Below are 22,591 nucleotides of genomic sequence, written 5' to 3' on the forward strand. Positions count from 1 at the left end.
TCACCCCTCCGGGTCGACGTCCAGCAGCGCGGCCAGCCCGTCCAGCGCCCGGTGCGGCCCGCACAGCTTGCGGGCCTCGGCGAGCAGCGCCCGGCGGGCCTCGGCGGTGCGCGGGTGCTCCAGGCAGGCGGCGGCGATGTCGCGCAGGTGCAGGTGGGCCAGCGCCTGGAACGGGACGCGGATCTCCTGCCCCGCCCCGAGCCGGTCGTTCACCAGCCGGATCAGGCCCTCCCGGACCGCCGGGTCCTGCAACGGGGCCGGCCCGCCGAGCAGGTCCGCGCACTCGCCCGCCGAAGCCCCCCGCACGGGCGGGGGAGCGGGCGGCGCGGGGGCGGGCAGTACGAGGGCGGGCGCGGCCGGTCCGGGGTCCGGCGGTTCCGGTGCCCGGGTCCGGGAGACCGCCACCGCCTGCCGGGCGATCCGCGCCAACTTCGGCTCGAACCGGTCGAGTTCCGCCAGCAGCGGCTCGGGCCCGCCGGCCGGCCCGGAGCGCTCCACCAGGTCGGCCAGCCGCCGGGCACCGAGCCGCCCCGGCGCCACCGGCGGGAAGCACAGCACGCCGGCGATCACCACCAGGTCGGCCCGCTGCTCGACGCTCAGCCCGGCGGGGTCCTGCGCCCGGGCCAGCAGGGCCACCCCGGGCGCGCGCCACTCGGGCCCGTCGGCGTGCCGCAGCCAGCCGTGCAGGTCGCCGATCGCGGCGGACGGATCCGGGTGCTCCCCGGCCAGGAACCGCGCGATCCGCTCGACCGGAGGCCGCTCCGGTACGGCCGGCCACCGGGCGGGGCGGCCGCCGGCCGGCGCCGGGTGCGGCTCCGGGCGCGACAGCGGCGGCGGGGGTCCGTCCCACCCGGTGAGCAGCCGCACCAGCAGGTGCCGGGTCTCCCGGGCCAGGCGGTCCACGCTCACCCCTCCGGCCCGACGTCCAGCAGTGCGGCCAGCTCGTCCAGCGCCCGGTGCGGCCCGCACAGTTCGCGGGCCCCGGCGAGCAGCGCCCGGCGGGCCTCGGCGGTGCGCGGGTGCGCCAGGCAGGCGGCGGCGACGTCGCGCAGGTGCAGGGCGGCGAGTCCGTTGAAGGGGACGCGGACCTCCTGCCCGGGGCCGAGGCGGTCGCTCACCGCCCGGACCAGCCCCAGCCGGACGGCCGGGTCCTGGAACGGGAACGGTTCGCCGAGCAGCCGGGCGGCCTCGCCCGCCGTCGGCTCCCGGCGCGGCGCCGGGGCGGGGGCCGGGGCGGGGACGGGCCCGAGCAGGGGGAGGAGCGCGGAGAGCGGGGTCAGCCAGCCGCCCGCCGGGCCGCTGAAGCTCGCGCTGGCCTTGACCACGCCGACCACCCGGCCCCGCTCGTCGACCGCCATCGCACCGCTCAGCCCGCGCGGCAGCTGGCCGCCCTGGACGCGCAGCCCGAGGCCGGACGGACCGGCCACGGTCAGCAGGGCCGACTCCGGGCCGACCGCGCCGGTCACCGGGTTGGCCGCGAAGCCGTACGCCCGCAGGGTCGAGCCGTCGGCCGGGTCGTGCCCGGCGAGCGGCGCGGCCGGCCCGGCGGCCAGGCCGGGCGCGGTGAGCAGCGCGAGGTCCGGCGGCGGGTAGGCGGCCGCGTCGGGGTCGGGCCCGGGCGGGAACAGCCGGGCGGCATGCACCGGGTGGGCGTCCGCGCCGTGCCGGGCGACCGGCTCGGGGCAGCCGTGCACCACGTGCGCGCAGCTCACCAGCAGGCCGGCGCCGAGGTGGAAGCCGCTGCCGAGGAAGGCGCCGGCGGCGTCGGTGATCCGGACGGCGGCGGCGTGGCCGCCCGGGGCGCTCACGCCGCCGGGCGGCCGGCGCGCCGGGCGGTCGGTCCGGCGCCGGGCGCGGCCGTGTTCGTCATGCGTCCCCCCACTCGTGACGGCTGTGCAGCACATGCATACCAGTCGCTTCGGGAGGGGAGCCAGACCTCCCCGGCACCGGGCCCGGCACCGGTCTCCTCAGCTCCGGACGGCCGCCGTGCCGCGCAGCAGCTCGGCGACGACGGCCACGCCGTCCCGGGTGAGCACCGACTCCGGGTGGAACTGCAGCCCGGCGAAACCGGGCCCGCGCAGCGCGTGCACGTCGCCGGTGCGGGCGTCCCGGGAGAGCTCGACGCCCTGGCCGGCCAGCCGGGCGGCCAGGGCGTCGTCGCAGCGAGCGGTGAAGGTGTTGTAGAAGCCGACCGTCCGGGGGGTGCCGAACAGGTCGATCCGCTCCTGGGCGCCCTGGTACGGCACCGCCTTGCGGGCCAGCGGGAGCCCGAGCTCGGCGGACAGCAGCTGGTGGCCGAGGCAGACCGCGAGCAGCGGCGCGGTGCGCTCCCCGGAGCGGACGGCGGCCAGCGCGTCGGCGGCGACCGGCCGCAGCAGCGCCATCTTCGGGTCGTCGGGGTCGGCCGGGTCGCCGGGGCCGGGGCCGAGCAGCAGCGGCCCGCGGTGCGCGGCGGCCCGCTCGCGCAGGCCGGGGGCGTCGTAGCGGAGCACGGTGACGGTGTGGCCGAGCGAGCGCAGCAGGTGGGCGAGCATCGCGGTGAAGGTGTCCTCGCCGTCGACCACCAGGGTGTCGGCGCCGGGCAGCGGCTCGGCGGGCTGCTGCATCCGCAGCCAGAACGGGGCGAGTCCGGCCCGGCGGGCGTCGAGCGCGGCCTGCACCCGGTGGTCCTCGCCGAGCCGGGGCCGGGCGGCGCTCTCCCGGGCGGAGCGGCCCGGGCGGGCGCCGATCGCGGTCAGCACCCCGGCGGCCTTAGCGTGCGTCTCGGCGACCTCGGAGCGCGGGTCGGAGTGCCGGACCAGGGTGGCGCCGACCCGGACGACCAGCGAGCCGTCCGCGGGGTCGATGTCGGCGGCCCGGATGCAGATCGGCGAGTCCAGCTGCCGGCCGCCGCTGGCCGAGCGGCCGATCAGCGCCAGCGCGCCGGAGTAGTAGCCGCGCCCGCCGCGCTCGTACCGGTCGATCACCCGGGTGGCGTTCTGCACCGGGCTGCCGGTGACGGTGGCCGCGAACATGGTCTCCCGCAGCACCTCGCGGACGTCCAGCGAGGTGCGGCCGCGCAGCTCGTACTCGGTGTGCGCGAGGTGCGACATCTCCTTCAGCCGCGGGCCGAGCACCTGCCCGCCGAGGTCGCCGACCGCGCACATCATCTTCAGCTCCTCGTCGACCACCATGGTGAGCTCCTCCAGCTCCTTGGGGTCGCGCAGGAACTCCAGCAGCGACCCGGCGGTCGGGCCGCCCGCCGGGTAGCGGTAGGTGCCGGAGATCGGGTTCATCACCACCGTCCCGCCGGACTGCCGGACGTGGACCTCGGGGGAGGCGCCGACCAGCACCCGGTCGCCGGTGTGCACCAGGAACGTCCAGTACGCGCCGCGCTCGTGCTCCAGCAGCCGGCGGAACAGGGTCAGCGCGGTGGCGGTGGAGTACCCGGCCAGCTCGGCCCGGAAGTCGCGCCGGATCACGAAGTTGGCGCCCTCGCCGCGCCCGATCTCGTCCCGGATCACCCGGCGGACGATCTCCGCGTACTCCTCGTCGTCGATGTCGAACTCCCCGCCGCGCAGCTCCACCGGCGCGTCGGGCAGCGCCGCCAGCACCTCGGCCAGCGGCAGCGCGTGCTGCCCGGTGACGGACAGCGCCCGCAGCGGGGTGCCGTCCTGCCGGGCCGCGAAGCCGCGCTCGCGGATCTGCGCGTACGGGACGAGGGCCAGCAGGTCGTGCCGGGGCCCGCCGTCCGGGACGCCGTCCGGCAGCGGGAGGTCGGCCAGCGCCTCGTGGTCGGAGACCGTGCCGGTCAGCAGCTCGACGGTGTCCGGGGCGAGCCTGGGGGCGCGGCGGTGCAGCAGGGCGAAGGCCGGGGCGCCGGGGGCGGTCAGCCGGGCGAGCAGCTCGGCGGCGGTGGTGGTCACGACTGCGGTGTTCCTTCCGGGAGGTGGTTCGCGGGGGTTCCGCCGCCTCCGGGAGGCCGTGACGCTGCGCACACGCGCCGACGGCCGCCCCGGAGGGCGGCCGTCGTTCGTCGCTAGGGACGCGCGATCCGTGGGCCGCCCAACGGGCTGGCCCACCACCAGGAGAAGGTGTGCGTCGCGGTCACGCAGCAGACCTTAGCCCACCGGCGGGCGGCCCGGCGGGGGAACGCCGGGATGTCCACGCGCCGTCTCACCCACCGGGCGGCACCCCCAAATCGGTTGTCGCACCCCGTAGCCTTGCCCTGTGACCGTGACTAACCACTCCTGGCAGTCCCTGCCCGCGGCGCAGCAGCCTGAATGGCCGGACCAAGAGGCTCTGCGCAAGACCCTTGCGGAGCTCGCCTCCTATCCGCCCCTCGTCTTCGCCGGCGAGTGCGACCAGCTGCGCGCCCGGCTCGCGGCCGTCGCGCGTGGTGAGGCGTTCCTGCTCCAGGGCGGCGACTGCGCCGAGGCGTTCGACGCCGTGTCGGCCGACCAGATCCGCAACAAGCTGAAGACCCTGCTGCAGATGGCGGCGGTGCTCACCTACGCGGCCTCCGTGCCGGTGGTGAAGGTCGGCCGGATCGCCGGCCAGTACTCCAAGCCCCGTTCGAAGAGCACCGAGACCCGGGACGGCGTGACCCTGCCGACCTACCGCGGGGACTCGGTCAACGGCTTCGAGTTCACCGCCGAGGCCCGGATCCCGGACCCGGAGCGCCTGAAGCGGATGTACAACGCCTCCGCGGCGACGCTGAACCTGGTGCGCGCCTTCACCACCGGCGGCTACGCCGACCTGCGCCAGGTGCACGCCTGGAACCAGGACTTCGTGCGCAACTCCCCGGCCGGCCAGCGCTACGAGCAGCTGGCCCGGGAGATCGACCAGGCGCTGGCCTTCATGAACGCCTGCGGGGTGGCCCCGGAGGAGTTCAGGACGGTCGAGTTCTTCTCCTCGCACGAGGCGCTGATCCTGGACTACGAGACGGCGCTGACCCGCACCGACTCGCGCACCGGCGACCTGTACGACGTCTCCGGCCACATGGTGTGGATCGGTGAGCGCACCCGGCAGCTGGACCACGCGCACATCGAGTTCGCGTCCAAGATCCGCAACCCGATCGGCGTCAAGCTCGGCCCCACCACCACGGTGGACGAGGCGCTGACCCTGATCGACCGCCTCGACCCGGAGCGCGAGCCCGGGCGGCTCACCTTCATCACCCGGATGGGCGCGGGCAAGATCCGCGACCACCTGCCCACCCTGGTGGAGAAGGTCACCGCGTCCGGCGCCCAGGTGGTGTGGATCAGCGACCCGATGCACGGCAACACCTTCGAGGCCTCCAGCGGCCACAAGACCCGCAAGTTCGACGACGTGCTGGACGAGGTCCGGGGCTTCTTCGAGGTGCACCGCGCGCTCGGCACCCACCCGGGCGGCATCCACGTCGAGCTGACCGGTGACGACGTCACCGAGTGCGTCGGCGGCGGCGACGAGGTGCTGGTCGACGACCTGCACCAGCGCTACGAGACGGCCTGCGACCCGCGGCTCAACCGCAGCCAGTCGCTGGACCTGGCGTTCCTGGTCGCCGAGATGTACCGCGGCCAGTGAGGCACCCCCGGTAGGTGTGACGAAGGCCCCTCCGTTCTCGGTCGTTCCGAGCCGGAGGGGCCTTTTTCGTACCCGGAGCACCAGGTAAGGTAAGCCTCAGCAAACCGCACCAATCGTGGAAGGGGCCGCACATGTACGTGTGCATGTGCCACGCGGTCACCGAGGCCCAGGTCAAGCAGAAGATCGACGAGGGGGCCAGCACCCCCCGCCAGATAGCCCAGGGCTGCAGGGCCGGGACCGACTGCGGCTCCTGCGTGCGCCGGATCCAGGCGCTGCTCGGCGAGCACGGCGCCCGGCCCTGCCCCACCGCCCGGCTGGCCGAGCGCCTCGGCCTGGCGGCCGACCCGGTCACCACCGCCCCGGCCGCCCCGCGGGCCGCCTGAGGGCCGCAGCCCCCCGGTCGGCCCTCAGCTCTCCGGCTGCTCGATCAGCTGCGCGATGTAGAGCGCCTCGCCGAGCTTGTCCAGCAGCTCCAGCTGGGTGTCCAGGTAGTCGATGTGGTGCTCCTCGTCCGCCAGGATCGACTCGAAGATGTTCGCCGAGGTGACGTCGTTCTTGGCGCGCATCACCACGATCCCGCGCCTGAGGCGGTCGATCGCCTCGACCTCGACCTGCCGGTCGGCCTCGAACATCTCCTTGACGGTCTGCCCGATCCGGACGTGGAACAGCCGCTGGTAGTTCGGCAGGCCGTCCAGGAAGAGGATCCGGTCGGTCAGCACCTCGGCGTGCTTCATCTCGTCGAAGGACTCGTGCCGGGTGTACTTGGCGAGCTTGGTCCAGCCGAAGTTCTCCTGCATCTTGGCGTGCAGGAAGTACTGGTTGATGGCGGTGAGTTCGGCGGTCAGCTGCTCGTTGAGGAACTCGATGACCTCGGGGTCGCCCTGCATGGCCTGCCTTCCTGGTGCGCATTCCGGTCGGTCTCCGGATGCCCCGCATCGTGGCAGCTGAACGGGTGCGCTTCCAGTAAGTTCACGCTTACAGACGCGCCCCCGGGCGGCTTTCGCGCCCCGCCCGCACCGTGCTGACCTGCGGGAACGCGGAACGGATTAGGCCGTTCGGTGGTATCTCGCTCGAACGCGCGCGCGGATTCGCCAGGTGTTGCCCCCCTCCGTCGGACGGGAATTCCCCCCGGGGCGTGCGGTGGGGGCGCGCGCGATTCGGCGCCCGCCGTCTGTCACCATGGGGGCATGGGTCAGCACGAACCTGAACAGCGGCCGACGACTGACCCGAGGCTCCCCCCGGGGCAGCGGCAGCAGCGCGGCTGGCCCGTCCTGCACTACGGGCCGGTGCCCCGGTTCAAGCCGCAGAGCTGGGACTTCCAGGTGTTCGGGGCCACCGCCGACGCGGAGAAGGCCAGGTGGGACTTCGCGGCCTTCCACGCGCTGCCCAAGACCACCGTCCGCGGCGACCTCCACTGCGTCACCAAGTTCTCGATGCTCGGCAACGAGTGGGCCGGGGTCGCCGCGAAGACCGTCCTCGACCTCGTCCCGCCCGACCCGGGCGTCACCCACGTGATGGTGTGGGCCGAGTACGGCTACAGCGCCAACCTGCGGCTCGCCGACTTCGCCGACCCGGCCACCGTCTTCGCCACCCACCACGACGGCCGGCCGCTCACTCTCGAACACGGCTTCCCGGTCCGGCTGGTGGTGCCCCACCTGTACGCCTGGAAGGGCCCGAAGTGGGTGCGCGCCGTCGAGTACATGCGGGCCGACCGGCGCGGCTTCTGGGAGGAGCGCGGCTACCACAACCTCGCCGACCCGTGGCGGGAGCAGCGCTACTCGTACCAGGAGCAGCCCGGCGACGGCCCGCTGCGCTGAAGCCCGCCGCCCGGAACGCCCGGGCCCTCCCCTTCGGATCGTGCCGGGCGCCCGGCGCCGCGCGCCGATCCGACGCGATCCGTCACGATCCGGAAGGCAGGCCCTAGAACAGGCTGACCGCGATCGTCACCGTGCTGCCCTGCCGGGCCGGGGTGCCGGCCGCGGGGGACTGGCCGGTGACCTTGCCGAGCGGCAGCAGGCCGGAGACCTGCGGGACGAAGCCGGCCGCCTCCAGGGCCGCGGAGGCGTCCTCCTTGCTCTTGCCGCCGACGTCCGGGACGAGGTGCATGCCCTTGGAGACGGTCAGCGCCACCGGCGCGTCCGGGGACAGGCTGCTGCCCGCCGCCGGGGCGGTGGAGATCACCGAGCCCTTCGGCACGGTGTCGCTGAACTCCTCGCCGCTGGTGCCCGCGGTCAGCCGGGCGTCGCCCAGCGCCTTGCGGGCGTCCGCCACCGGGCGGCCGGCCACGTCCGGCACCCGCACCCGCTCCGGGCCGCGCGAGAGCACCACCTTCACCGCGTCGCTCTTGCGGACCTTCGCGCCCACCCCCGGGTCGGTCGAGATCACCTGCCCGGCCTGCACCGACTCGCTGAACTGCTCGCTGAACGCACCGTGCAGGCCCTGCCCGTCGAGCGCCGCGGCGGCCTGCTCCCGGCTCTGCCCCAGCACGCTCGGCACCGTCGCGTACACCGCGTTGGACAGCGTGTACGTGATGCCGCCGACCACCAGCAGCACCACCACCAGCACCGCCGACCAGATCAGCGGGCGGCGGCCGTAGCCCGAGCGGCGGCCGTAGCCCGAGCGGCGGGCCCGGCCCGCCAGGCCGCGCGGCGGGTCGTCGTCCACCGCCGGGCGCACCGGCGGCAGCAGCTCCGGCGGGACCTCCAGCACGCTGGTGCGGTCCAGCGCCGGCACCCGCTCGATCACGGCGGTGGCCTCGCCCGGGCTGTGCACCGGGGTCGGCAGGGACGAGGCGGGCGGCTCCGCGTCCAGCCGGTCCGGGGGCAGCGAGCGGCGGGCCCGCTGCACGGCGGCCAGCAGCTCCACCGCGTCCCACGGCCGGGCCCGCGGGTCGCGCGCGGTCGCCGCCGCCACTATCGCGTCCAGCTCCGGGCCCACCGCGGGCGCGGAGGCGGACGGCGCCGGGACGTCCTCGTGCAGGTGCCGGTACATCACCTGGGCGGCGTGCTCCCCGGTGTGCGGCTTGGCGCCGGTCAGCATCTCGTACAGCAGGATGCCCGCCGCGTAGACGTCCACCCGCTGGTCGGTGTCCTCCTGGCGGATCTGCTCCGGCGCCAGGTACGAGACGGTGCCCAGCAGTTGGCCGGTCCCGGTGGCCGTGGTGGCCGTCGGGTCGGTGCCCGCGAGCACCCGGACCAGGCCGAAGTCGGCGACCTTCACCAGGCCGGTGTCGGTGATCAGCACGTTCTCCGGCTTGACGTCCCGGTGCACCAGCCCGGCCCGGTGCGCGGCGCCGAGCGCCGCCAGCACCGGCTCCAGCACGTCCAGCGCGCCCCGCACCGAGAGCGCGCCGCGGTCGCGCAGCAGGTCGCGCAGGGTGCGGCCGGGCACGTACTCCATCGCCATGAACACACCGCGCGGATCGGCGCCCTGGTCCAGCACGTTGACCACGTTCTGGTGGGCGAGCCGGGCCACCGCCTTCGCCTCCCGGATGAAGCGCGCCGTGAACTCGTCGTCCGCCGCCAGCGACGGGTGCATCACCTTCAGCGCCACCGTGCGGTCCAGCCGGGTGTCGGTGCCCCGGTAGACGGTTGCCATGCCGCCGACCGCGATCCGCTGCTCGACCCGGTAGCGGTCGTCCAGCAGTACGCCGTACAGGGGATCGTCGAGGGTCATGTCCACCCGATGGAGTGTAGGGGGCGAGGGGTCCCGGCCCCGGCAGGGGCCGGGTGTCGGGCGCAGCGCGCCCGGCACCCGGTGGGACGTCCCGCGGCGGCGGCCGGTTCGCCCGGGGTGGACGGGGTCGGGACGGCGGGGTCAGAACGCGGGGCGCTCGCGGGTGTCGGCCAGGCCGGCGGTGGGGGAGGAGGCCTCGGCGTAGTAGCGGCGCGGGATCCGGCCGGCCCGGTGGGCGAGGCGGCCGGCCTCGACCGCCCGGCGCATCGCCCCGGCCATCAGCAGCGGTTCCTGGGCGCGGGTCACGGCGGAGGCCAGCATGACGGCCGAGCAGCCCAGCTCCATCGCCAGCGCGACGTCGCTCGCGGTGCCCGCGCCCGCGTCCAGCACCACCGGCACGTTCGCGGACTCCACGATCAGCTGGAAGTTGTGCGGGTTGCGGATGCCCAGGCCGGAGCCGATCGGCGCGCCCAGCGGCATGATCGCCGCGCAGCCGACGTCCTCCAGCTTGCGGGCCAGCACCGGGTCGTCGCTGGTGTACGGCAGCACGGTGAAGCCGTCGTCGACCAGCGTCTCGGCGGCTTCCAGCAGCTCGATCGGGTCGGGCAGCAGGGTCCGCTCGTCGGCGATCACCTCCACCTTGATCCAGTCCGTGCCGAGCGCCTCGCGGGCCAGCCGGGCGGTCAGCACCGCCTCGCCCGCCGTGTAGCAGCCCGCCGTGTTCGGCAGCACCCGGATGTTGTTGCGGGCCAGCACCTCCAGGACCGAGCCCTGGGTGGCGGTGTTGACCCGGCGCATCGCCACCGTGGTCAGCTCGGTGCCGGACTCCTTCAGCGCCTGCTCCAGCACCTCCAGGCTGGGGGCGCCGCCGGTGCCCATGATCAGCCGGGAGCCGAAGGTGGTGCCGGCGATGACGAGGGCGTCGTCAGCCATGGTTCAGCCTCCCTGGACGGCGGTCAGGATCTCGACCCGGTCGCCCTCGCCGAGGGCCGTGGCGGGCCACGAACTGCGCGGCACCACCGCCTCGTTGACGGCGGCGGCGACACCGGAGTTGGCGGCCGACACCTCGGCCACCACCACGTCCAGCGTGGTGGTGGCGGGCAGGGTGCGCGGCTCGCCGTTGACGGTCAGGGCGATGGTGTTCATGCGGGGACCTTGGGAGCGAAGCGGGCAGGGGTGAAGTCGGCGGCCAGCGCCGGGAGTTCGCCGGTGGCCAGGTAGTCGGCGAGCAGGTCGGCGGTGACCGGGGTGAGCAGCACGCCGTTGCGGTAGTGCCCGGTCGCGGCGGCCAGGTCGGCCAGCGCGGTCGGGCCGAGCAGCGGCGCGTTGTCGGGGGAGCCCGGGCGCAGGCCCGCGCAGGTCTCCACCAACGGCAACTCGGTGATGCCGGGCACCAGTTCGTGCGCGTCCCGGAGCAGCTCGTAGACGCCGCCCGCGGTGACCGTGGTGTCGTGCCCCAGCTCCTCGGTGGTCGCGCCGACCACCAGCTCGCCGTCCGCCCGCGGCACCAGGTACAGGTGCTGCCCGCGCACCACCGCCCGCACGTTCCGGGACAGGAACGGCCCGTGCGCGGTGGGCATCCGCAGCCGCAGCACCTGGCCCTTCACCGGCCGGACGGCCGGCAGCACCCCGTCCGGCAGGCCCGGCAGCAGGTGGCTGCGCGAACCGGCCGCCAGCACCGTGCGCCCCGCCGCCACCCGCTCGCCGGTCGACAGCCGGACGCCCGCCGCCCGGCCGTCCTCGACCAGCAGCTCGGCGGCCTCCGCCCGGTGGAACACCACGCCCGCCAGCGCGCAGGCGGCGACCAGCGCGGCGACCAGCCGCCGCCCGTCCACCTGGTGGTCGTCGGCGACGTGCAGGCCGCCGCGCACGCCCGGGGCCAGCATCGGCTCCAGCCGGCGGCACTCGCGGCCGGTCAGCCACTCGGACGCCAGGCCCAGCCGGCCGTGGAAGGCGTGCAGCTCGCGCAGCTCCGCCCGGTCGTCGGAGTCCAGCGCCACCGCCAGCGTGCCGGTGGCCCGGTAACCGGTGTCCAGGCCGGTCAGTTCGGTCAACTCGGCGGCGAACGCGGCGTACCGCTCGTTCGACGCCATCCCCAGGCGCAGCAACGGCTCCTCGCCGTACTGCAGTTCGGTGACGGGGGCGAGCATGCCCGCCGCGACCCGGGCCGCGCCGCCGCCCGGATCCGGGTCGGCCACCGCGACCGCCAGGCCGCGCTGCGCGGCCCGCCAGGCGACGCCCAGCCCGATGACGCCCCCGCCGACCACCAGCACGTCGGGCGCGTGGAAAGGTGCCACAGCCGCTGATGCTCCCTTCGCCGGCATGACCCGGATCAGGTTCGGACGGTCGCGGGCCGCCACAGCCCGCCTCTCAGCCCGGTGCGCCGGGCTCCCGTGATGAAGTACAGATGAAGTGCACAGGTTGTTGAGCACTCCCACCATAACGCCGCCCCGACCCCGTCCAGAAGGCGCGTACGCACGGTGGACACCCGCCACCGCCTCGGTAGGGTGGAGGCCGTGGCTGAACTGAGCGAAACGGACCGGGTGGTCGTGGTCGGCGCGGGCATGGCGGGCGCCCAGACCGCCCTCACCCTCCGGCAGGGCGGCTGGACCGGCCCGCTCGCCCTGGTCGGCGCCGAACTCCACCTCCCCTACGACCGCCCCCCGCTCTCCAAGGACGTGCTGCTCGGCAAGGCCGACGCCACCGCCTTCGAGATCGACTGGCACGGCCTCGGCGTCGACCTGCTCACCGGCCGCCGCGCCACCGGCCTCGCCGACGGCGTCCTGCACACCGACCGCGGCGAACTCCCGTACGACGCCCTGGTGATCGCCACCGGCGCCGACCCGCGCACCCTCCCCGGCCTGCCCGGCGCCCGCACCCTGCGCACCGTCGACGACGCCCACGCGCTGCGCGCCGCCCTCACCCCCGGCCGCCGGATCGTGCTGGTCGGCGCGGGCTGGATCGGCGCCGAGACCGCCACCGTCGCCCGCCGGCTCGGCTGCCACGTCACGGTGGTGGAAGCCGCCGCCGCCCCGCTGGCCGGCGCCCTGCCCGCCGAACTCGGCGCCCTGATGGCCGACTGGTACGCCGAAGCCGGCGTCGAACTGCGCTGCGGCACCGCCGTGGCCGGCGCCGCCGACGGCGGCGTGCTGCTCACCGACGGCACCCACCTGCCCGCCGACGAGGTCGTCGTCGGCATCGGCGGCCGCCCCGCCACCGACTGGCTGCGCGGCGGCCCGCTCGCCCTCGACCCCGACGGCACGGTCCCGGTCGACGACCGGCTGCGCACCGCCCTGCCCGGCGTCCTCGCCGCCGGCGACTGCGCCTCCTACCCCTCCGCCCGCTCCGGCACCCGGCTCGCCGTCCAGCACTGGGACCACGCCCTGCACTCCGGCGGCGCCGCCGCGGCCTCGCTGCTCGGCACCCTCGACACCCCCTACGACCCCGTCCCGTACTTCTGGTCCGAGCAGTTCGACCGCATGGTCCAGTACGCCGGCCGGCACGCCGGGGCCGACCACCTGCTGTGGCGGGGCTCCCCGTCCGAACCTGGCTGGACGGTGCTCTGGCTGCGCGACGGCGCCCTCACCGCGCTGTTCGCCGTCGACCGGCCGCGCGACCTCGCCCAGGGCCGCCGCCTGATCGAACGCGGCACCGTGCTCGACCCGGCCCGGGCCGCCGACCCGGCCGTCCAGTTGAAGGCCGCCGCCCGATAGCGCCTAGGCTGGGGGAGTGAGCGAGATTGATCCCAAGATTGACGCCCTGGTCCCCGCCTGGCTGTACCTGCCCGACATCTCGGAGCGGTGGGGCGTGGTGATCACCGACGTCCGCGACATGGTGCGCAACCGCACCCTGCTGGCCGTCCGCCGGGGCCCCAACAAGTCCCTGCAGGTCCCCGCCGACTTCATCGAGGACGACGGCCCGGTCAAGCACCTGGTCGGCACCCTCACCGTGCTGCGCGACTGCGGCTTCTCCGACCAGGAGATCCTCGAGTGGATGTTCACCGAGGACGACTCCCTGCCCGGCAGCCCGATCCAGGCCCTGCGCGAGAACCGGGGCACCGAGGTCAAGCGCCGCGCCCAGGCCATGGCCCTGTGACGGCCCGGCAGCGGCTGGCCGACGCCCGGCTCTACCTCTGCACCGACGCCCGCCGCGAACAGGGCGACCTGCCCGAGTTCCTGGACGCGGTGCTCGCGGGCGGCGTCGACATCGTCCAGCTCCGCGACAAGGGCCTGGAGGCCAAGCAGGAACTGGAGTACCTGGAGGTCTTCGCCGACGCCGCCCGCCGCCACGGCAGGCTGCTCGCCGTCAACGACCGCGCCGACGTCGCGTACGGGGCCCGCCCCGACGTGCTGCACCTCGGCCAGGACGACCTGCCGGTCGCCGTCGCCCGCCGCATCCTCGGCGAGGACGTGCTGATCGGCCGCTCCTGCCACGCCGAGAACGAGGTCGACACCGCCCTCGCCGAACCCGGCGTCGACTACTTCTGCACCGGCCCGGTCTGGCCCACCCCCACCAAGCCCGGCCGCCACGCCCCCGGCCTCGCCCTGGTCCGGTACGCCGCGGCGCGGCGGCCCGAACGCCCCTGGTTCGCCATCGGCGGCATCGACCAGGACAACCTCCAGCAGGTCCTCGACGCCGGCGCCACCCGCGTCGTCGTCGTCCGCGCCCTCACCGCCGCCGAGGACCCCGCGGCCGCCGCGGCCGCCCTGGCGGCCCGCCTCCGCTAGCGCCCCCGGTCGGGGGCCTGGGGCAGGGCCGGGAACCGCGGGGCCGGGAACCGCGGGGGTGCGGTCCGCACTCCGTGCAGGCATGACCTCCCTCGTGCCCCGCCGGGCCGCCCGGCTCGTGCTGCTCGTTCCCGCGCTGCTCGTCGCGGCCGTCGTCGGTTTCGTCGCGCAGCGGCCGCTGGGCCGGCGGGCCGGGTGGAACGGCTGGGTGGGGACGGTCAACGGGATCGTGTTCCTGGCCGCCGCCGCGCTGCCGGTGGCCGTCCTGCTGGTGTGGTGGCTCTCCCGCCGCCGCCGGGCGGCCGGGGTCGCGGCCGGACGGGCGCGGCGTACGGCGCTGGCCGAGGTCGGGATGGTGTACGGGACGCTCCCGTGGGTGTGGATGATCCTGCTGCCGGGCGTCGACCCGGGCGGCCCGCGCCGCCGGGTGAACCTGGTGCCGCTGCACGACGTCGCCGAGGTCGTCGCCGCCGGGCCGCCGGCCACCGTCGTGGCGCAGATCGGCGGCAACATGCTGGTGTTCGCCGCGCTGGGCTTCCTCGCACCGGTGCGGTTCGCCGGGCTCGCCTCGGTGTGGCGGGTGCTGGCGCTCGGCGCGGCGGGCTCGGTGCTGGTGGAGACCGCCCAGTACGTGCTCCGGCTGGACCGGGTCTCCTCGGTCGACGACGTCCTGCTGAACGCCGGCGGCGCCGCCCTCGCGGCGCTGGCCTCCCGCCGCTGGTGGCGGCGGGCCTGAGGCGGGCCCGGTCAGTACTTGCGCACCGTCGCGGCGTCGGCGAGCGCCCGCAGCACCTCGCGGGCGGGGCCGTCGGCGACGGGGGCCGCGTCGAGGGCGGCGAGGGCCTCGGTGAGCAGGGCCTCGATCCGGTCCTCGACGATCGCGGGGGCGCCGCTGAGGGTGATCAGGTCGCGGAGCCCGGCGATCTCGTCGGCGTCCAGGCCGGGGGCGCCGAGCCGGGCGTCGAGGTGGGCGGCTTCGGCGGGGGAGAGGCCGCGCATGGCGTGGGCGACCAGCAGGGTGCGCTTGCCCTCGCGGAGGTCGTCGCCGGCGGGCTTGCCGGTGACCGCCGGGTCGCCGAAGACGCCGAGCAGGTCGTCGCGGAGCTGGAACGCCTCGCCGAGCGGCAGGCCGAAGCCGCCGAGCGCGTCCACCAGGTCGGGTCCGGCGCCCGCGAGCAGCGCGCCGACCTGCAGCGGCCGCTCGATGGTGTACTTCGCCGACTTGTAGTGCAGCACCGTCCGGGCCCGGCCGAGCGCGTCCGCGTCGGTGGAGTCGCCCGCGACCGGCTCCAGCACGTCCAGGTACTGGCCGAGCATCACCTCGGTGCGCATCAGGTCGAACACCGGCTTCGCGGAGGACACCGCGCCGACGGGCAGCCCCGAGCACTGGAACAGCTCGTCGCACCAGATCAGCAGCAGGTCGCCGAGCAGCACCGCGGCGGACGCCCCGTACTGCTCGCGGTCGCCGCGCCAGCCGCCCGCCCGGTGCAGGTTCTCGAAGCGGCGGTGGACGGCGGGCAGGCCGCGGCGGGTGTCGCTGCGGTCCATCAGGTCGTCGTGCACCAGGGCGCTGGCCTGCAGCAGCTCCAGCGCGGCCGCCGCCCGTTCGATGCCGGACCCGTCCGGGTCGCCGCCGGCCGCCCGCCAGCCCCAGTAGCAGAACGCCGGGCGCAGCCGCTTGCCGCCGTCCAGCAGGAAGTCGCGCAGCGCGTCGGAGACCGGACCGAGCTGGTCGGAGATCCCGGAGAGCAGGGCCGTCCGCTCGGCCATGAACTCGCCGAGCGTGCGGTTCACGCGCTCGCGCACGTCCTCCGCGTCGACGGGGTTGCGGGGAAGGCGGATGGAGGAGGGCACCTGAGACTCCGGATCGAGGGGGCTGACAGTCAGATTAACGCGCCTGGTCGGGTCCCCCGTCCCCCCGCCCGCCGGACGGCCCGGGCGGGCGGCACCGGAAATCTCAAGTGGCGTCTCAGGTGCTGGACGTCGTTTGTCCGGGCCGCGCCGCCGACGGCTAACCTGCCTGCATGGCACTCGGCATTCCCTCCACCAGAAGCGACCGCGCGCAGACCGTGCGTGACCTGCTGGCGGCAGGCGACCGCTCCTTCTCCTTCGAGTTCATGCCGCCGCGCGGCGAAACGGGCGAGCGCAGACTCTGGGACGCGATCCGCCGGGTCGAGTCCCTCGAACCCAACTTCGTCTGCATGACGTACGGCGCGGGCGGCTCCTCGCGCGCCCGCACCGTCGACCTGGTCGGCCGGATCGCCACCGAGACCACCCTGACCCCGGTCGCCCACCTCACCGCCGTCGACCACTCGACCGCCGAGCTGCGCAACATCATCGGCCAGTACGCCGACCAGAACGTGCGCAACGTCCTCGCGGTGCGCGGCGACCCGCCCGGCGACCCGATGGGCGAGTGGGTGCGCCACCCCGAAGGCGTCACGTACGCCGCCGAGCTGGTCGAACTGATCAAGGGCATCGGCGACTTCTGCGTCGGCGTCGCCGCGTTCCCGCAGATGCACCCGCGCTCGGCCGACTGGGACGAGGACATCCGGCACTTCGTCGCCAAGTGCCGGGCCGGTGCGGACTACGCGATCACCCAGATGTTCTTCGAGGTCGAGGACTACCTCCGGCTGCGCGACCGGGTCGCCGCGGCCGGCTGCGAGACGCCGATCATCCCGGAGATCATGCCGGTCACCAACATCCGCCAACTGGTGCGCTTCCCGGAGCTCTCCGGCTCCGACTTCCCGCCCGAGTTCCGCCGCCGGCTCGAAGCCGTCGCCGACGACCCGGTCGCGGTCCGCGCGGTCGGCCTGGAGCACGCCACCGCGATGGCCGAACGCCTCCTCGCGGAGGGCGCCCCGGGGCTGCACTTCATCACGCTCAACCACTCCACCTCGACGCTGGAGATCTACCAGAACCTGGGCCTCCACACCCGCTGACGGCCTCCGGCCGGGGCCCGCGCCGGGGAAGGCCGGCGGGGCCAAGGGAGCCTTCGGCCGGGTGGTGGGGGTGGGCCCCCACAGCCGCTGGCGGCCTTCGGCCCGGGTTCGCGTCCCGGGGAAGCCCGGCGGGTCAAGGGGGCCTTCGGCCGGGTGGTGGGAGTGGGCCTCCGCACCCGCTGGCGGCCTTCGGCCGGGGGTCGCGTCTGGGGAAGGCCGGCGGGCTTCGGTCCGGGGTGCTCCGTGTTCGGTGGGGGCTGCCGGTGCGTGTCGGGGCGGGCGTGTGCGGGGGTCTCGGGGAGGTCTGGTCCGGGATGCGGTGGTGTTCGCCCGGAGGCTGTACAGTCGCCCGCAACCGCGCGGTGATGGTGGCGTCTGGAGGTTGCGGGATGGGCATCGGATACCTGCTCCTCTATGGCGCGTTGGCCCTGGTCGCACTCTGGCTGACCGCCGAGCTGCTGCTGCAGAACCGGGCGCCGCTGCACTGGCGGGTGCTCGCGCTGGCGGGTTTCCTGGGCGTCGTCGTCGGGATGCGGACGTCCTCGCTGCCGGTGATAGCGGCGGGCGCCGTCGGGTTCGGGCTCGGTCAGGTGCTGGTGACGGGTTCGGTGAAGCGCGGCCGCCCGGTGGGCTGGTCGCTGCGCCGGACGGACGGACGGCTGCCCGGGCCGCTGGCGAAGGTCCCGCTGCTGGCGGCGGCCACCGGCGGGGCGGCCGCGGCCGCGGTGGTGGCGGCGCCGGTGGAGCCGGTCGGCGAGGTCGGGCCGGTGGAGGACGAGTCGGTGGTGCCGTTCGACGAGCAGTCCTTCGCGTACGAGGAGTTCCAGCAGCTCGACGCGGGCGTCTACGCCGAGGAGCAGCCCGCCTACCAGGTCCCGCAGCAGCCGCACTACGGCTACGCCCAGCAGGACCACGGCTACCAGCAGCAACAGCAGCAGTACGCCCAGCCGCAGGTGCAGCTGATCGGCTACGACCAGTACGGGCAGCCGGTCTACCAGGACCCCTACACCCGGCAGCAGTACCAGCAGCCGTACGTCCCGCAGCAGCCGCAGCCGCAGCAGGACCAGAACTGGTACTACCAGCAGCAGTACTGACGTCCCGTCAGGCCGGGCCGAGCAGCCCGGCGGTGATCGACGCCGACATGCCGACCCGGGCCAGTCCGCCGCCCGGGTGGGCGTGCGCGCCGATCAGGTAGAGGCCCTCGGGGCCGGGCCGGTTGGCCTGGGCGAGGTGGCCGCCGGCCAGCGAGGGCGGCGGGACGGAGGCGGTCAGCCGGGTCTCCCGCCAGCGCAGCCGGGGGCGCAGGTCGAGGCCGGCGGCGGCCAGGTGGGCGAGCAGCCGCTCGGCGTACGCGTCCCGTTCGGCGGTGGTGAGGGTGAGCCGCCCGGGCACGGTGACGGTCAGCACGGCGGCCTCCGCGTCCGGTCCGGGGACGAGCGCGGGGTCGTCCGGGCGCAGCACCTGCACGGTGGGGCGCTCCGGCAGCGCGCCGTCGGCGAAGACCGCGCGGGCCTCGGCCGCGCCGTCCGCCGCGTGCACGACGGTGCGGTGCGCGGTGCCCGCGGGGCGGGCGCCGTCCAGGGCGAGCAGCACGGTGAACCGGCCCGGCGCGGGCGCGGCGGTCTCGGCCACGCCCAGGCCGGGGACGGCGGACAGCACCGCGTCCGCCGCCAGCACGCCCCCGTCGGTGCGGACGCCCACCACCCGCTCGCCGTCCCGCTCCAGGGCCCGCACGGGGGTGTCGAAGCGGAACTCCACGCCGCGTTCGCCGCAGCGCGCGAACACCGCGTCGGCGAGCGCCCGCAGGCCGCCGTCCACGTACCAGACGCCGAACGACTGCTCCATGTACGGCAGCACGGTCGCCGAGGCGGGCGCGGCCAGCGGGTCCAGGCCGTAGCGCAGCGCGTACTCGCCGAGCAGCGCCGCCGGGCCGGGCCCGCCGCCCAGCTCGCGGGCCACGTCGCCCAGGGTGTGCCGCCCGCGCGGCAGCAGCCGGGACAGGCCCCGGCGCGGCGGCACCGGGTACGGGTCGGCCGGGTCGACCGCCGGACGCGGCTCCTCCAGCAGCGGCCGCCGGGTCGCCTCCCAGACCGCGCGGCCGCGGTTCAGCAGCTCGCCCCAGCGCTCGCCGGTGCCCGCCCCGAACGCGGCGTCCAGTGCCTGGCCGACCCCACCCCGGGAGGCGTTCGGCAGCAGCAGCTCCGTCCCGTCCGGGAACAGGTGCCGGCTCTCCGGATCGACCGGCCGCAGCCCGACCAGATCCTCCAGCGGCTCCCGCCCGGTCTTCAGCGCCAGGTCCCGGTAGACGGCGGGCAGCGCGAGCAGCCCCGGGCCGGTGTCGAACCCGAACCCCTCCCGCCGGTACGCCCCCAGCTGCCCGCCGTGCGTGCCGGTCGCCTCCAGCACCGTCACCCGGTGCCCGAGCGTGCCCAACCGGGAGGCGGCCGCCAGACCGCCCATGCCTGCGCCGACGACGATGATCCGAGCCATGGCAGGAGATCCTATGCCGCCGCCGCTCCCCGCCCGCCCGGCAGGTCAGGCCGGGGTGGGGGCCGTCCCGGCCCGCCGCCGGGCGCGGCGCTCCCGGCGGCGGAGCCAGAAGCGGCGGATCCGGGAGACCGCGAACCACACCAGCAGGACGCCCAGGGCCAGCAGGACCGCCGCCGTCGAGGCGGCCAGCCAGGGGTGGAAGAGCGCCAGGGTGACCAGGCCCGCGACCGAGAGGTCCTCGGCGAGGCTGACCAGGACGTTCGAGGCCGGTTCGGGGGAGGTGTTCACCGCCATCCGCAGGCCCGCCTTGACGCCGTGGCTGACCAGGGCGGTCGTGCCGCCGACCGCGCCGGCCGCGACCTCGCCGAGCGAGCCGGGGTCGTGCGCGGCGAGCAGGGCCCCCACGGTCGCGCCGGCGACCGGGCGGACGAAGGTGTGCACCACGTCCCAGACGCTGTCCACGTACGGGATCTTGTCCAGGACCGCCTCGCACAGGAACAGCACCCCGGCGGCGACCAGCACGTCCGTGCGCTCCAGCACCGGCGGCACGCTCCCGGCACCGCCGAAGCGGCCGAACAGGCCCAGCAGCAGGACCACGGCGTACGCGTTGATGCCGCTCGCCCAGCCGCTGGTGAAGATCAGCGGAACGGCCCCCACGGCGGCCTCCTCCCGACGCGCGCCCGCCCGGACCTCGGACGGGACGCGGCCACCGTACCCGGCCCGACCGACCGCCGGGGACCGCGGGCGCTCTGAGTATCCGTACTCAGACCGCCGGTTGAGTACCCGGGCGGATATCCGGCGCCCCCGCCCGGCGGGCAGAGTAGGGCGCACCGGGAGGCCGCCGCAGGGCGGAGCCGCCCGGAGCGCTCCGGGGCGGCCGCCGGTCCAGGGGGGGAGCGGCGGACCACGCCGCGTCCGGAGCGCGAGCAGCGGCCGGGACGAGGGGGCCGGGCACCGCCGACACGGGGCGGCGGAGCCCGACCCCCTCCCCCCTGGGGGGGGAACCCGGGGACGGCCGCGGGGGACGACGGAACCGGGCCGGGGGGCCCGCGGGGCGGGGGACCCCGAGTTGTCAGACCCCCCGTTCACGATGGATGCATGCGCGGACCGACCGGTCCGGGCAAGGTCCGGAGTGAACGGGGGAGACCCATGACCATCAGTCGTCCTGAGCCTGTCGCCCGCCCTGCCGTCGATCAACCCACCCTGCCGGCCACCCGAGGCGCCGACGTCCACCCGGTGCTGCGCCGGGGCTCGGCCCCGCCCGCGGCGCTCGAACTGCTCCGCCACGCGCACCGCACCCTGGTGCACGCCCGCGGCCGGCAGGACCCACTGGAGCGGTACGCCACCGCCCACCTCGCCGCGCTGCGCGCCACCGCCGCCGTGCTGGCCGTCCGCGGCCGCCCGGTGCGCAGCCCGCGCCGCCGCCAGGCGATCCGCCCGGCCTGGGAGCTGCTGCCCGAGGTCGCTCCCGAACTCGCCGAGTGGGCCGCCTACTTCGCGGCCGGCGCCCGCCGCCGGGCCGCCGCCGAGGCGGGCATCGCCGGCGCCGCCGGCGAGCGCGACGCGGACGACCTGATCCGCAACACCGCCCTGTACCTGCGCATCGTGGAGCGGATCCTGGCCCTGCACCCCTGAGTCCCGCCGACAAGCGCCCCGGGCGGGCCCGCACCGGCGGGCACCCGTCGCTGTGCCCCGCGCTGCGCCGCACCTCAGCCGCCCCCGCCCCGGCGGATAAGGTGGAGTCGTCCCGCCGTGGAAGACCCGTCAGAAGACCTGCCAAGAGGGGTGCCGCCTTGTATCCGACTCGTCCCCGCAGTGCGTTGCGTACCGCCGTGGTGTGGGAGGTGGTGCGGGCGGCGCTGGAGCGGCGCGCGGCCGAGCTCGGACGGCCGGTGCTGGAGGTCGTCGACACCGGCGGCGGCACCGGCAACTTCGCCGTGCCCGTCGCCAGGCTGGGCCACCGGGTCACCGTGGTCGACCCCAGCCCGGACGCGCTGTTCGCGCTGGAGCGCCGGGCCGCCGAGGCCGGCGTCACCGAGCTGGTCCGGGCCGTCCAGGGGGACGCCCAGACGCTGCCCGAGCTCGTCCCGGCCGGATCGGTCGACGCGGTGCTCTGCCACGGCGTCCTGGAGGTCGTCGACGACCCGGCCGAGGCGCTCGGCAACCTGGTCGGCACCCTCGGCGGGGGCGGGCTGCTCAGCCTGCTCGCCGCCAACCGCAACGGCGCGGTGCTGGCCCGCGCGGTGGCCGGCCAGTTCACCGAGGCCCGCACCGCGCTGGACGCCCCCGACGGCCGCTGGGGCTCCGGCGACCCGATGCCGCGCCGCTTCACCGGCGAGCAGCTGGACGCGCTGGTCGCCGACGCCGGGCTGCGGGTCACCTCCGTGCACGGCATCCGGGTCTTCGCCGATCTGGTCCCCGGCGTCCTGGTCGACACCGAGCCGGGTGCCCTCGACGCCCTGCTCAAGCTGGAGCTCGCGGCCGCCGAGCAGCCCGCCTTCCACGCCGTCGCCACCCAGCTCCACCTGCTGGCCGAGGTGCGCTGAATCCCCCGGTGGGGGCACCAAGCGGGCCCTCCGCTCGTTGCAGGGGTGCGGGCCGCCGATGCGGCGGCCCGAGCCACGCCTGATTGACCACGCCGAACCGCGGCCGTGGACCGTATGATCTAGGTAAAGCCGGTAAGCATGACGGCCAGACCGGTGGGGCATATGGACCACACAGGCCCGAGCCAGGGGTGGCGGACCGGTCGCCCCGCGACCGACGAGTAGGAGGACTCCGTGCCGCTCTCGGAGCACGAGCAGCGACTGCTCGAGCAGATGGAGCGAGCGCTGTACGCCGAAGATCCCAAGTTCGCGTCAGCGCTCGAGGGAACCGGCCTGCGCACCTACACCCGTCGGCGGGTCTACCTGGCCGGGGCGGGGTTCGTGGCGGGCATCGCGCTGCTCATGGGGGGCCTGGTCGCCCAGGTCATCTGGGTCAGCGTGGTGGGGTTCCTGGTCATGCTTGGCTGTGCGGTCCTCGCGGTCACCGCGTGGCGCCGCGGCCCGGCCGGACACGGCCCACGGCAGGCGGCAGCGCCACGCCGGAAGGCCGGTGTCGTCGATCGAATGGAACAGCGCTGGCAGCGCCGCCGCGACGAGCAGAGCGGCCTGTAGCACCGACCGGGACGACGCCCCACGGGGTCGGCGCCCACGGAGACGCGATCCGCCCGGCGAGGGA

General features: G+C 75.7%; 23 protein-coding genes and 1 riboswitch. Of the genes, 12 read left to right on the forward strand and 11 right to left on the reverse strand.

Going from position 1 to position 22,591, the window contains the following annotated elements:
- From ACZ3J7_RS02275 to ACZ3J7_RS02285, 3 genes are all read right to left on the reverse strand, one after another.
- A complete protein-coding gene (locus ACZ3J7_RS02275; protein WP_465615949.1) occupies positions 1–909 on the reverse strand; it encodes a hypothetical protein in 909 nt (302 codons plus the stop codon).
- A complete protein-coding gene (locus tag ACZ3J7_RS02280; protein WP_465615951.1) occupies positions 906–1,808 on the reverse strand; it encodes a trypsin-like peptidase domain-containing protein in 903 nt (300 codons plus the stop codon). The genes ACZ3J7_RS02275 and ACZ3J7_RS02280 overlap by 4 nt, the downstream gene beginning before the upstream one ends.
- A 159-nt stretch (positions 1,809–1,967) precedes the next feature.
- Positions 1,968–3,905, reverse strand: coding sequence for a chorismate-binding protein (locus tag ACZ3J7_RS02285; protein WP_465615953.1), 1,938 nt, complete (start codon positions 3,903–3,905; stop codon positions 1,968–1,970).
- A 304-nt stretch (positions 3,906–4,209) separates the two neighbouring features.
- Between ACZ3J7_RS02285 and ACZ3J7_RS02290 the strand changes: the two genes are divergently transcribed.
- Both ACZ3J7_RS02290 and ACZ3J7_RS02295 read left to right on the forward strand, forming a co-directional pair.
- Positions 4,210–5,541: a class II 3-deoxy-7-phosphoheptulonate synthase gene (locus tag ACZ3J7_RS02290; protein WP_465615955.1), complete on the forward strand. Its 1,332-nt coding sequence runs from the start codon at positions 4,210–4,212 to the stop codon at positions 5,539–5,541.
- 131 nt (positions 5,542–5,672) lie between these two features.
- Positions 5,673–5,924 (forward strand): (2Fe-2S)-binding protein, encoded by a 252-nt coding sequence (locus tag ACZ3J7_RS02295; RefSeq protein ID WP_465615957.1) that lies wholly within the window; start codon positions 5,673–5,675, stop codon positions 5,922–5,924.
- A gap of 24 nt (positions 5,925–5,948) precedes the next feature.
- Here the strand turns inward: ACZ3J7_RS02295 and bfr are convergent, their stop codons facing one another.
- Entirely contained in the window at positions 5,949–6,428 is a 480-nt protein-coding gene (gene bfr / locus ACZ3J7_RS02300; RefSeq protein WP_465615959.1) for a bacterioferritin, read from the reverse strand.
- A 300-nt stretch (positions 6,429–6,728) separates the two neighbouring features.
- Between bfr and ACZ3J7_RS02305 the strand changes: the two genes are divergently transcribed.
- Entirely contained in the window at positions 6,729–7,358 is a 630-nt protein-coding gene (locus ACZ3J7_RS02305; protein WP_465615961.1) for a sulfite oxidase-like oxidoreductase, read from the forward strand.
- Between the two features lie 103 nt (positions 7,359–7,461).
- On the opposite strand, the gene pknB is transcribed toward ACZ3J7_RS02305, so the two are convergent.
- The 4 genes from pknB to thiO all read right to left on the reverse strand — a co-directional run bounded on the left by pknB (position 7,462) and on the right by thiO (position 11,513).
- The gene (pknB, locus tag ACZ3J7_RS02310; protein ID WP_465616554.1) at positions 7,462–9,216 is read right to left on the reverse strand and encodes a Stk1 family PASTA domain-containing Ser/Thr kinase; all 1,755 of its coding nucleotides are present in this window, start codon (positions 9,214–9,216) and stop codon (positions 7,462–7,464) included.
- Between the two features lie 141 nt (positions 9,217–9,357).
- The gene (locus ACZ3J7_RS02315; RefSeq protein WP_465615963.1) at positions 9,358–10,149 is read right to left on the reverse strand and encodes a thiazole synthase; all 792 of its coding nucleotides are present in this window, start codon (positions 10,147–10,149) and stop codon (positions 9,358–9,360) included.
- Positions 10,150–10,152: 3 nt separating this feature from the next.
- Complete coding sequence (gene thiS, locus ACZ3J7_RS02320; RefSeq protein ID WP_465615965.1) at positions 10,153–10,362, reverse strand: sulfur carrier protein ThiS; 210 nt, start codon at positions 10,360–10,362, stop codon at positions 10,153–10,155.
- A complete protein-coding gene (gene thiO, locus ACZ3J7_RS02325; protein ID WP_465615967.1) occupies positions 10,359–11,513 on the reverse strand; it encodes a glycine oxidase ThiO in 1,155 nt (384 codons plus the stop codon). The genes thiS and thiO overlap by 4 nt, the downstream gene beginning before the upstream one ends.
- A riboswitch (TPP riboswitch) is annotated at positions 11,508–11,621 on the reverse strand. Its footprint overlaps the gene before it by 6 nt.
- Before the next feature lie 102 nt (positions 11,622–11,723).
- Between thiO and ACZ3J7_RS02330 the strand changes: the two genes are divergently transcribed.
- The 4 genes from ACZ3J7_RS02330 to ACZ3J7_RS02345 all read left to right on the forward strand — a co-directional run bounded on the left by ACZ3J7_RS02330 (position 11,724) and on the right by ACZ3J7_RS02345 (position 14,679).
- Complete coding sequence (locus ACZ3J7_RS02330; RefSeq protein ID WP_465615969.1) at positions 11,724–12,929, forward strand: NAD(P)/FAD-dependent oxidoreductase; 1,206 nt, start codon at positions 11,724–11,726, stop codon at positions 12,927–12,929.
- 16 nt (positions 12,930–12,945) lie between these two features.
- Entirely contained in the window at positions 12,946–13,311 is a 366-nt protein-coding gene (locus tag ACZ3J7_RS02335; RefSeq protein ID WP_465615971.1) for an Rv2175c family DNA-binding protein, read from the forward strand.
- Positions 13,308–13,943, forward strand: a complete 636-nt coding sequence (gene thiE, locus ACZ3J7_RS02340; RefSeq protein WP_465615973.1) for a thiamine phosphate synthase — start codon at positions 13,308–13,310, stop codon at positions 13,941–13,943. The genes ACZ3J7_RS02335 and thiE overlap by 4 nt, the downstream gene beginning before the upstream one ends.
- 82 nt (positions 13,944–14,025) lie before the next feature.
- On the forward strand, positions 14,026–14,679 hold the full coding sequence (locus ACZ3J7_RS02345; protein ID WP_465615975.1) for a VanZ family protein: 654 nt from the start codon (positions 14,026–14,028) through the stop codon (positions 14,677–14,679).
- A gap of 11 nt (positions 14,680–14,690) precedes the next feature.
- Here ACZ3J7_RS02345 and ACZ3J7_RS02350 read toward each other — a convergent pair whose 3' ends face one another.
- Entirely contained in the window at positions 14,691–15,797 is a 1,107-nt protein-coding gene (locus ACZ3J7_RS02350; RefSeq protein WP_465615977.1) for a polyprenyl synthetase family protein, read from the reverse strand.
- 170 nt (positions 15,798–15,967) lie between these two features.
- On the opposite strand from ACZ3J7_RS02350, the gene metF reads away from it, so the two are divergent.
- Complete coding sequence (gene metF / locus ACZ3J7_RS02355; RefSeq protein ID WP_465615979.1) at positions 15,968–16,882, forward strand: methylenetetrahydrofolate reductase [NAD(P)H]; 915 nt, start codon at positions 15,968–15,970, stop codon at positions 16,880–16,882.
- A 389-nt stretch (positions 16,883–17,271) separates the two neighbouring features.
- Complete coding sequence (locus tag ACZ3J7_RS02360; protein ID WP_465615981.1) at positions 17,272–17,976, forward strand: hypothetical protein; 705 nt, start codon at positions 17,272–17,274, stop codon at positions 17,974–17,976.
- 7 nt (positions 17,977–17,983) lie between these two features.
- On the opposite strand, the gene ACZ3J7_RS02365 is transcribed toward ACZ3J7_RS02360, so the two are convergent.
- Positions 17,984–19,372, reverse strand: coding sequence for a phytoene desaturase family protein (locus ACZ3J7_RS02365; protein ID WP_465615983.1), 1,389 nt, complete (start codon positions 19,370–19,372; stop codon positions 17,984–17,986).
- 45 nt (positions 19,373–19,417) lie between these two features.
- Positions 19,418–20,029 (reverse strand): DUF4126 domain-containing protein, encoded by a 612-nt coding sequence (locus tag ACZ3J7_RS02370; RefSeq protein WP_465615985.1) that lies wholly within the window; start codon positions 20,027–20,029, stop codon positions 19,418–19,420.
- Positions 20,030–20,521: 492 nt separating this feature from the next.
- Here ACZ3J7_RS02370 and ACZ3J7_RS02375 point away from each other — a divergent pair, with 492 nt between their 5' ends.
- The 3 genes from ACZ3J7_RS02375 (at position 20,522) to ACZ3J7_RS02385 (ending at position 22,527) form a co-directional block, all read left to right on the forward strand.
- Positions 20,522–21,007, forward strand: a complete 486-nt coding sequence (locus ACZ3J7_RS02375; RefSeq protein WP_465615986.1) for an SAV_6107 family HEPN domain-containing protein — start codon at positions 20,522–20,524, stop codon at positions 21,005–21,007.
- A gap of 158 nt (positions 21,008–21,165) precedes the next feature.
- A complete protein-coding gene (locus ACZ3J7_RS02380; protein WP_465615988.1) occupies positions 21,166–21,918 on the forward strand; it encodes a methyltransferase domain-containing protein in 753 nt (250 codons plus the stop codon).
- 231 nt (positions 21,919–22,149) lie between these two features.
- A complete protein-coding gene (locus tag ACZ3J7_RS02385; protein WP_465615989.1) occupies positions 22,150–22,527 on the forward strand; it encodes a DUF3040 domain-containing protein in 378 nt (125 codons plus the stop codon).
- The last annotated feature ends 64 nt before the right edge of the window (positions 22,528–22,591 follow it).

It is taken from the genome of Kitasatospora sp. NPDC015121 (assembly GCF_055562955.1).

Coding starts and splice junctions, on each gene's coding strand:
- ACZ3J7_RS02360 (WP_465615981.1), top strand. CDS start 17,272: ATGGGCATCGGATACCTGCTCCTCTATGGCGCGTTGGCCCTGGTCGCA.
- metF (WP_465615979.1), top strand. CDS start 15,968: ATGGCACTCGGCATTCCCTCCACCAGAAGCGACCGCGCGCAGACCGTG.
- ACZ3J7_RS02315 (WP_465615963.1), bottom strand. CDS start 10,149: ATGGCTGACGACGCCCTCGTCATCGCCGGCACCACCTTCGGCTCCCGG.
- ACZ3J7_RS02295 (WP_465615957.1), top strand. CDS start 5,673: ATGTACGTGTGCATGTGCCACGCGGTCACCGAGGCCCAGGTCAAGCAG.
- ACZ3J7_RS02305 (WP_465615961.1), top strand. CDS start 6,729: ATGGGTCAGCACGAACCTGAACAGCGGCCGACGACTGACCCGAGGCTC.
- ACZ3J7_RS02365 (WP_465615983.1), bottom strand. CDS start 19,372: ATGGCTCGGATCATCGTCGTCGGCGCAGGCATGGGCGGTCTGGCGGCC.
- pknB (WP_465616554.1), bottom strand. CDS start 9,216: ATGACCCTCGACGATCCCCTGTACGGCGTACTGCTGGACGACCGCTAC.
- ACZ3J7_RS02345 (WP_465615975.1), top strand. CDS start 14,026: ATGACCTCCCTCGTGCCCCGCCGGGCCGCCCGGCTCGTGCTGCTCGTT.
- ACZ3J7_RS02375 (WP_465615986.1), top strand. CDS start 20,522: ATGACCATCAGTCGTCCTGAGCCTGTCGCCCGCCCTGCCGTCGATCAA.
- bfr (WP_465615959.1), bottom strand. CDS start 6,428: ATGCAGGGCGACCCCGAGGTCATCGAGTTCCTCAACGAGCAGCTGACC.
- thiS (WP_465615965.1), bottom strand. CDS start 10,362: ATGAACACCATCGCCCTGACCGTCAACGGCGAGCCGCGCACCCTGCCC.